At 69.4% G+C, this 9279-nt stretch carries 6 protein-coding genes, 1 tRNA gene and 1 pseudogene; 4 read left to right on the top strand and 4 right to left on the bottom strand.

What is annotated here, in order from left to right:
* Window positions 1-1098 (bottom strand): L-seryl-tRNA(Sec) selenium transferase (gene selA / locus DQW85_RS08140; protein WP_240197017.1); only part of this gene is annotated, 1098 nt, incomplete at its 3' end.
* 33 nt (window positions 1099-1131) lie between these two features.
* A tRNA-Sec gene (locus DQW85_RS08145) sits at window positions 1132-1224 on the bottom strand.
* Between the two features lie 75 nt (window positions 1225-1299).
* Here DQW85_RS08145 and selD point away from each other — a divergent pair.
* From selD to DQW85_RS08165, 4 genes and pseudogenes are all read left to right on the top strand, one after another.
* Complete coding sequence (gene selD, locus DQW85_RS08150; RefSeq protein ID WP_113699758.1) at window positions 1300-2313, top strand: selenide, water dikinase SelD; 1014 nt, start codon at window positions 1300-1302, stop codon at window positions 2311-2313.
* Window positions 2314-2672: 359 nt separating this feature from the next.
* A complete protein-coding gene (locus tag DQW85_RS08155; protein ID WP_113699759.1) occupies window positions 2673-3596 on the top strand; it encodes an NADP-dependent oxidoreductase in 924 nt (307 codons plus the stop codon).
* An 8-nt stretch (window positions 3597-3604) separates the two neighbouring features.
* A complete protein-coding gene (locus tag DQW85_RS08160) occupies window positions 3605-4534 on the top strand; it encodes an AraC family transcriptional regulator (RefSeq protein WP_113699760.1) in 930 nt (309 codons plus the stop codon).
* A gap of 574 nt (window positions 4535-5108) precedes the next feature.
* Window positions 5109-5318 (top strand): annotated as a pseudogene (locus tag DQW85_RS08165) (transposase); the annotation flags it as partial.
* A 41-nt stretch (window positions 5319-5359) separates the two neighbouring features.
* Here the strand turns inward: DQW85_RS08165 and DQW85_RS08170 are convergent.
* Both DQW85_RS08170 and DQW85_RS08175 read right to left on the bottom strand, forming a co-directional pair.
* Window positions 5360-8122 (bottom strand): tyrosine-type recombinase/integrase, encoded by a 2763-nt coding sequence (locus DQW85_RS08170; protein WP_205314966.1) that lies wholly within the window; start codon window positions 8120-8122, stop codon window positions 5360-5362.
* Window positions 8065-9129 (bottom strand): tyrosine-type recombinase/integrase, encoded by a 1065-nt coding sequence (locus DQW85_RS08175; protein ID WP_113699762.1) that lies wholly within the window; start codon window positions 9127-9129, stop codon window positions 8065-8067. Before DQW85_RS08175 ends, DQW85_RS08170 begins: the two co-directional genes overlap by 58 nt.
* Between the last annotated feature and the right edge of the window lie 150 nt (window positions 9130-9279).

The following is a 9279-nucleotide window of genomic DNA, read 5'->3' on the forward strand; positions in this document are numbered from 1 at the left end:
GGCCGCCTCGCTGGGCACCGCGCGCGCGTCCACCCCCGCACCGGCGAGCCCGTCGGCGAGCTTCGACGCGCGACCGGCGAGCACCGCCGGGTCCGCGTGCAGCGCCTGGTGGACGGGCGGGGCGGGACCGCGGAGCGTGGCCTCCAGCGCGGCCAGCGTCAGCTTGTCGACCCGCAGGGCACGGGCCAGCGGGTGCCGCCTGCACCGCTCGACCAGGTCGCGGCGGCCGAGGAGGAGCCCCGCCTGCGGCCCGCCGAGCAGCTTGTCGCCGCTCGCGGTCACCAGGTCGGCCCCCGCCTTCAGCACGGTGGCCGCGTCGGGCTCGGCGGGGAGCAGCGGCTCACGCCGGAGCAGGCCGGAGCCGATGTCCACGACCACGGGCACGCCCACCCCGGCAAGCTCAGCGAGCTCCGCGAGCTGCGCGAGCTGCGCGACCTCGACGGAGCCGGTGAAGCCCTCGATCCGGAAGTTGGACGGGTGCACCTTGAGCACGAACCCCGTCTCCGGCCCCACGGCGTCGGCGTAGTCGCGGTAGGAGGTGCGGTTGGTGGTGCCGACCTCCCGCAGCCGCGCCCCGGTGGAGACGAGCAGGTCGGGGATGCGGAACCCGTCGCCGATCTCCACGAGCTCGCCGCGGCTGATCAGGATCTCGCGCCCGGCGGCGAGCGCGGTGGCCACCAGGACGAGCGCGGCGGCGTTGTTGTTGACGACGTGCACGTCCTCGGCCGCGGGCACGGCTCCGGCCAGGGCGTCCAGCGCTCCCCTGCCCCGCCTGGCCCGGGCTCCGGCCGCCAGGTCGAACTCCACGTCGGCGGGGCCGGCCGCGGCTGCCGTCGCCTCGACGGCGGCGGCGGAGAGGGGAGCCCGGCCGAGGTTCGTGTGGATCAGCACGCCGGTGGCGTTGATCACCGCCCGCATGCTCGTCGCCCGCGACGGGAGCGCCGCCACGGCGGCGTCGGCGACCTCCTCCGGGCTGATCTCGCCCTCGCGCACCCGCTGCTGGGCCAGCGCCACGGCGTCCTTGACGACCGCACGTCCCAGCCGCCCGCCCGCCGCGACCAGCCGCGGGTCGGCGAGCACGGCGTCGGTGCGAGGCACGCGCCTTCGTCGGTCCACAGTTCGAACATAGAGCGGAGGCGGACGGGAATCGAACCCGCCAGGCCGAGGACCTCGGCCTCGTCGGTTTTGAAGACCGCGGGGGCCACCAGGCGCCCAGACGCCTCCAATGGGAGAACCTACCCGCCGCGGGGTAGATGCCCTGGCGGCACACGCGACCCGGGGTGAGGAGGGCGATGCCTGATGGAGAACGGGCCGGTCCGGCTTACGCGGTACGCCCACGGGGGCGGCTGCGCCTGCAAGATCCCGCCGGGCGAGCTGGAGACCATCGTCGCCGGCCTCCTCCCCATGCCCAGCCCCACCACGACCGGCACGCGGGGCGGGGAGCTGGTCGTGGGACTGGACGACGGGGACGACGCCGCCGTGGTGCGGATCGACGGCGCCCGGGCTGTCGTGGTCACCGCCGACTTCTTCACGCCCGTGGTGGACGACCCGTACGACTGGGGGCGCGTCGCGGCGGCCAACGCCCTGTCCGACGTGTACGCGGTCGGCGGGGACCCCCTCGTGGCGGTGAACCTGCTCGGCTGGCCCCGCGATCGGCTGCCCCTTGAGCTGGCGGTGGAGGTGCTGCGCGGCGGTCTGGACGTGGCGCGCGAGGCGTCCTGCCACGTGTCGGGCGGGCACAGCGTGGACGACCCGGAGCCGAAGTACGGCATGGCGGTCACCGGACTGGCCGACCCGGACCGGTTGCTACGCCTCGACGCCGCCCGCCCTGGGCTGCCGATCTCGCTGACCAAGCCGCTCGGCACCGGGGTGCTCAACGCGCGGCACAAGGCGACGGGCGAGGTGTTCGCGCAGGCGGTCGCCGCGATGACCACGCTGAACCGCGACGCCTCCCGTGCCGCGCTGGCCGCGGGGGTGGAGTGCGCCACCGACGTGACCGGGTTCGGGCTGCTCGGCCATCTCTACAAACTGGCGCGGGCGAGCGGTGTCACCGCGGTGGTGGACGTGGCGGCGGTGCCGTACCTGGAAGGGGCCCGGGAGGCGCTGCGCGATGGCTACGTGAGCGGCGGCACCCGCCGCAACCTCGACTGGGTGCGGCCCCGGCTCGACGCGGGCGGCTGCGGCGAGGACGAGCTGCTCCTGCTCGCCGACGCGCAGACCTCGGGCGGCCTGCTGGTGGCGGGCGAGATCCCGGGCGCGCCGGTCATCGGCGAGCTGATCCCCTTCGACGGCCCGCACCTGCGCCTGCGCTGACCGGAGGCGCGGCGCTGACCGGAGGCTCTGCGGCGCTGACCGGAGGCCTGCGGAGCTGCCCGGAGGCGTAGCGGCGCTGACCGAAGACCTGCGGAGCTGCCCGGAGACGTAGCGGCGCTGACCGAAGACCTGCGGAGCTGCCCGGAGACGTAGCGGCGCTGACCGAAGACCTGCGGAGCTGCCCGGAGACGTAGCGGCGCTGTGCGGAGCTGCCCGGAGACGTAGCGGCGCTGCCCGAAGGATCTGGCGGGGCGAGACGCTGGGGTATGCGGCGAAGACGGCCGGCCATTCTGCCGAACGCCCGATGTTCCTAGGTTCGAACCCGGCACAACCGAACCATGCATGAAGGAGCGTCCACGATGCGCGCTGTCGTCCAGAATTCCTTCGGCGGACCCGAAGTCCTGCGGGTCGTCGAGGCCGAGCGGCCCAGGCCGCTGTCCGGCGAGGTGGTGATCCGGGTGCGGGCCACCGCGCTGAACCCCGTCGACGCCGCCGTGCGGTCCGGCGCCTTCCCGCTGCTCGGTGAGCCGCCGTTCGGGGTCGGCTGGGACATTTCCGGCGTCGTGGAAGAGACGGCTCCCGGAGCCAGGTACAGGGTGGGCGAGGAGGTCTACGGCATGCCGTTCTTCCCGCGCGCCGCCACCGGCTACGCCGAATACGTCGCCACGCCCTCCCGCCAGGTGGCCCGCAAGCCCGCCTCCCTCGACCACGTCCACGCCGCGGCCCTTCCGCTGGCCGGGCTCACCGCGTGGCAGGGCCTGGTGGACGCGGCCAAGGTCGGGGCGGGTGACCGGGTCCTGATCCACCGGGCCGCGGGCGGGGTCGGGCACCTGGCGGTGCAGATCGCCAAGGCCCACGGCGCGTACGTGATCGCGCTCGCCAGCGCGGGCAAGCACGAGTTCGTCCGTTCTCTCGGCGCCGACGAGGTGATCGACTACCAGAAGGCAGACTTCACCGAGGCGGTCCACGACGTGGACGTCGTCTTCGACTCCAACGCGCAGGGTGACGCCTCGCTGTCCGTGCTCAAGCCCGGCGGGGTGCTCGTCAGCATCCTGGAACAGGGGAACGCCGAGCTGGCCGCACGGGTGGAGGCCGCGGGGCGCCGCTTCGCGGGAGTGTCGGTCGAGCCCGACTACGCGGCGCTGGAGGCGATCGCCGCGCTGGTCGACGAGGGCGCGATCCGCCCGCACGTCGAGCAGACCTTCCCGCTGGAGGAGGCCGGGAAGGCACACGAGGTGCTGGAGGCCGGCCAGGTCCGGGGAAAGCTTGTACTGACGGTATAAAGCACGACATGGACATCCTCACCGAGGCACTGGAGTCGATGCGGACCGGGCACCCCACCTCGGTCCGCACCGACGGCCACGCGCCGTGGGGGTTGCGCTTGCCGTCCGTCGCGGGCGCCGGCTTCCACGTCGTTCTGTACGGCTCCTGCTGGCTCGTCCCGGTGGGCGTACCGCACCTGGAGCCGCTGCCGCTGAGCGCCGGCGACGTGGTGTTCCTGCGCAGCGGCACCGACTACGTCCTGGCCGACCACCCCAGCACTCCGGGCGAGGTGCCGGGGCCCGATCGCTACACCAAGGCGCCGCCGATCGGCTCCGTCGTGCTCGGCGGCAGCGGACCGCGCACCAGCCTGCTGTGCGGCAACTACCACCTCGACATGGCCCGGCCCCATCCGCTGGTCCGGCAGCTCCCCGAGGTGATCCACCTGCCCACCCGGCACGGCCGCCACGCCGAGCTGAACGCCGGAGTCCAGCTGCTCAGCGCGGAGCTGGAGAATCCGCGGATCGGCTCGGAAGGCATCGTGCCCGCGCTGATCGACTCGCTGCTGCTGTACATCATGCGCGCCTGGCTGGACGAGCTGCCCGCAGGAGGCGAGGGCTGGTCCGCCGCGCTCCGCGATCCCGCGGTCGCCCCGGCGCTGGCGGCCGTCCACGAATCCCCCTCCGGCCCGTGGACGGTCGAGTCGCTGGCCGCACGCTCCGGGCTCTCCCGCGCCGCCTTCGCCCGCAGGTTCACCGCCCTGGTCGGCGAGCCGCCCATGGCCTACCTGACCCGCTGGCGCCTGACGGTCGCGGCCAAGCTCCTGCGCGACTCCGACGTCCCCCTGACCAGCGTCGCCGCCCAGACGGGCTACAGCACGGAGTTCGCCCTGGCCAGGGCGTTCAAGCGCGAGTACGGCATCGCCCCCGGCAGCTACCGCCGACAGGCCAGAGCCGCCTGACGAGCCAGCCCCCGTGGCCCCGCGAGATCCCGGGCACACCGATCACCAGCGGGCCCGTCACCGGCAGTGGGTCGGCCGGTGACGGTGGACCAGCGGGCCCGCTCTTCCTCTGCGTTCGGAATGGCACCGCTCACGCTCGGGACAGTCTGTTGACGACGCCTGCACGAGATCACACGTTCCTCTATCGTTCTGCCTCGCGGAGAGGTCGCCGAAGAGGAGGGCCCTGTGGTCGATCTGCGCGACTGGTCAGGTCTGGTGCGGGGCCGCCACGATCGCTTCGAATGAAGCCACCGTCCACATCGCCGCGATCGACACATGGCTATGAGACCACTTCTGAGTGGGCGTTTGGTCCTGTGAGGCGGCATAGCTTCCGATAAGTCGCCACAACCAGGGCGTCTCGTTTATGCGTTTTAGGGGGATTTCGGTGCGGTGAGCCGGGCCGGATGGCCTCTTGGTGCCGGTCTCATCCTGGAAAATCCTGTCTCATCCCATGATGCCCGCCGTGTCGCTGAAAGTAGCTGCGACGTGACACAGAGGGCTGGGCAGGCGAAGCCGCCTGCGGTACGCCGGAAGTATGAGCGAGCAACGGCCCTACCCCAGCGACCTGTCCGATGCCCGATGGCACCTCATCGAGCCCGTGCTCAGCGCCTGGCGCGCCGAGCGCCGGGGGCGGGGCTTGGACATCGGCCGCCCATGCGAGCACGACCTGCGCACCATCATGAACGCCATCCTCTACGTCGACCGCACCGGCATCCCCTGGCGTTACCTGCCGCACGAGTACCCACCCTTTATGTGGAATCTGAGGCCAAGGTGTCAAGCGTGGTACTACGGCTCGGTGGTGAATATCGGCTGGCTGGTTCCATGACGAACCTGGACAATCGCTTTCGTGATGGGTATCTCCGGCTTTGAGCCGACCTTTCTCGTCGGACTTGAAGCCGTTCGCGAGAAACACGAGCCTGGCCTGGCCGCGCTTGGCGGCCGACGTCTGACGGGGTTCGCGCTCGTGCGTTTTGTCGAGGACGGGGACTGGTTTGCTGATTGCCCTGTCGTCTTGGACTTTGACGGCGTCCAGGTGGAGATCTGCCACTGGAAGTTTGATGAGCTGTCGATCAGCTGGAACACCGTCGACACCACGGCTGCGATCAGTGGCTGGGAGTATGTCGAGCAGACACCAGCGTGGTCCGACGCCGATGAGCGGCTCGAATCGTTCCTCGGCCAGGAACTCTCGACGACCGGCAGCAGGGTCGCCTGGGCCGGGGCACTGATTTGCCGGGGCGTGGGCCCGGCGGGGGTGGGGGTGTCGGCGAGCCGGTTCAGGAGTTGGTCGAGGGCGGCTTGTCCGTCGTCGACCGCGGCGCGTTCGTCGTCGGTGAGGGGGATGGCGGTGAGCATGCGCTGCAGGTTGTCCTTGGCCTCGAGTAGCTGGGCTTTCGAGCTGCCCTTGGGGGTGTAGAAGTCGCACTTGGCGCAGGCCATGCGGTGGGCGCACTGCTCAAAGAAGGTGTAGGTGCAGAATCCGTGGCCGAGGTCGTAGTACTGCCAGGGCTCGCCGGTAGCGGCGGCGCCCGAGGTGACGGCGTCTCGGTCGATGAGGATCTCGATGGTGCGGACGTTGCGTTCGAAGTAGCCGGCGTCTCGGTAGGCCTTGGAGAGGGTATTCGGGGTGATCTTCGCGTAGTGCTGGGTGGAGCTGAGTTCCTGGTGCCCGAGCCAGGCCTGCAGCTCGAACAGGGTCATCGGCTCCTTGGCGTTGTAGAGCTGCGAGGCGATGGTGGACCGGGCTCGGTGGCTAGTGATGTTGCCGCGAACGTCGGCGTCCGGAACGCCTGCTTTGCGGCAAAGCATCGGAATGATGGCGTTGTTGATGTACTCGTTGGCGACACGACGAGCTCGGAACGCAAACAGAAAGTCGACCTGCTCGGAGGTCTTGCGGTCGACCATCTTGGGCTGAGTGGGCCGGACTCGTTGCCAGGCCTCGACGGCCTGGCCGAGCAGCGGATCGACCGGTTTGGTGAACGCGGTGCCGGTCTTGTGGGTCGGAACATCCAGAAGACAGACGGCATCCCGGGCGAGAACCTCGCTGGAATCCCCGGGTATTGGCATTCCGTCGTGCTGCCAGCGGACGCAGCCCACGCGGAGCCGCGCGATCTCATCGCTGCGTTGGCCGCTGAACAGCCAGGTGAGCGTGATCGCCTTGATCAGCTTCATGGGATGGCTGCGCGAATCTTGGGTCGGAAGATCCTCCGGGGCGAGGTTGAGACCGGCCCATAGGAGCTTGGCCCAGACATCGTCGGCGATGATCCGGGGGTCCGGGCCGAGCAGGGATGAGACGGTTCGAGGTGTACTCAGTGCAGTCGCGGTGTCGAACCGTCGTGGGATCCATTCCCATTCCTGGCAGTCGCGGAAAAAGGCTCGAGTCATCTTTAGGTAGCTCGATTTGGTCTCGGGAGCCAGTGGCTGACCTGCGCGCGCCTTCATCCCGTCGATCCATTGGACGTGGTCTCCGACGGACATTCGGTCCACGGCCGCGACCCATGCCGCGCAGGTGGCGCGCGTCCATTGTCCAGGCTCGGTGAGGGATGGATGTTCCGCAGCGAGCCATCGGCCGACCTTGGAAAGCACGCTCCGGTAGGCGGCGCGGACCTTCGGGGTGAGGGTGGAGGTGGCATGCCAGCGTTCCACCCAGGCCGCCCACTCGGGTGCCGTGCCCTCGATCGCCACCTGCCCCTTGCCGTAGTTGAGTGGGGGCGGTGGACCGACAAGGCCCAGGCCGTGGAGGGCACGATGAACACCATGGACCGTCAGCCGCTGATCGCTGCCCAAGACCGGATCGGCGTTCAGGAGCGCCAGAACTTCGCTTGACAGTTCCTCGATCCTCGGACTGCGGTTGAGCAGCAGCAATGTGCAGATGAGCCACGTTAGATACTGCTCTCGGCCGTCATATCCCCAGCCAGCCAGGACAGCATGGATCTGCCGGATGGCGTCGTCCACACGCTCCTTGCCAAAGACCTTTCGCGCGAGGCCCGGCCGTTGAAAACGGCCGATCCGATCGAAGCGGGTGAAGCCGCCGAGTAGGTAGGCGAAGAAAATGACGAAGGGGCGGGCGTTGGACCCGATCCGTCCGGGCCAGGCCTGCCGAAACTTCTTGCTGCTGACCTCAATGAGCTCGACCCAGTCCTGTTCCGACCAACCCCATAACGAGGTTCCTCGGTCAGCACAGTGAATCAGCACCAGGATGGCCGCATCAGTCGCGAACTTGTCTCTATCGTGCGGTCCTTTATCCCAGCAGAGGAGCGTCTGGGCATCATCGAGCGGCCGGATCAGCCGACTGATCGTCTCGCGAATGCGTGGACTGATCTCGATGCGCTGACCCCGCTTCCGGCGAAGCAGGAGCACTTCTCTGAGCGCATGCAGCCCGTCCAGCTCGACGTCGCTCAGGCGGCACTGCTGGTTGTAGCGCGTGGTGTCGATGGGCCACACCCACGCTTCAGATGCGGCCAGCTGCCGGGCGGCCTTTGGTAGCGGAGCGGTCATGATGTGGTGGCTGCCGTTGTGGCGCAGAGCCTGGTCAACATGTCGATGCGCCACGCATGGATGTGCTCCATCGACTGGTTGAGCTTCGCCGACAGGTCCCGGCCGGACAGATGGATGTATCGGAGCGTCGACTCGGTGGCCCTGTGGCCGGCGAAGGTGGAGATCGCATGGAGTTCCCAGCCCATCCGTGCCAGGTCGGTCAGACACAGGTGCCGGGTGGTGTGCGTGGAGAACCGCGGGACCCCGGCCGCGTCGGCGACCCTGCGGACGACCTTCGACCAGGTCCACAAGGTGATCGGCTGACCGTAGTTCCGGCGAGACTCCGAGAGGAACAGCAGGCCCCGGCCCCGGCTGATCCGAGCGCGGTGGGTCAGGTAGTTCGAGAGCAGCACACCGGTCGAGGCCGAGTAGGGCACCACCCGTTCCAACCGATTCTTGGTGTGCTCCGCCTGAACCCGCAGCGTGCGCTGGCCGGGGTCGAGATCCTCGGTGCGCAGGAAGCAGAGCTCCTCGCGCCGCAGCGCCGCGTCGTAGGCCAGGGCGAGCATCAGCCGGTTGCGGATCGGCTCCGCAGCAGCGACCCCCAGGACCTGGAACCACTGCCGCTCGTCCGGAATCCACGGCAGTTTGGTCAACCGTGGGACCAGGCCCCGTTCCTGCCCGCCGAACCGCCGCCCGGGCGTGTACTTTCCACGCCCCACCGGATTGGAGCCGCGCAGGCCTTCCTCGATCAGGTGGTCGTAGAAGAGCCTGACCGGGACCAGCCGCTGCTGGATCGTGGCGTTCGACAATCCCGCTCCGGAATCGATCGCGACCACGTTCGGCCCGCGATGGCTCGGCCTGCTGGTGAGCTCGCGGACGAACACCGCCACGTGAGCCCGGTTCGCGGTCGCCGGGTCGACGCCCTCTCGTTCGCAGACCTCCAGGTACTCAGCCAGTCCTCGCGCGTACGCGTCGATCGTCCGCGGCGCTCTCCCCAGATCAGCCCAGATCCGCAGCCACCCCGCGGCCAGATCATGCCGAACCAGGATCGGCCACTTCTCCTCGAGAACGGTTCCCATCGGATCTCCTCAGCTACCCGCGAGACCGTACCGAACATGATCGCCCGATAGGTCTGATTCCAAGTAACTGACAGGCAGACCGTCTACGGCTACTTCGCCCGCTGGCAAGAAGACGACATCTTCACCCAGCTCAACGGCATGTTGCGCCGC

Origin of the sequence: Nonomuraea lactucae (assembly GCF_003313395.1) — a bacterium.
GTDB lineage: Bacteria > Actinomycetota > Actinomycetes > Streptosporangiales > Streptosporangiaceae > Nonomuraea > Nonomuraea lactucae.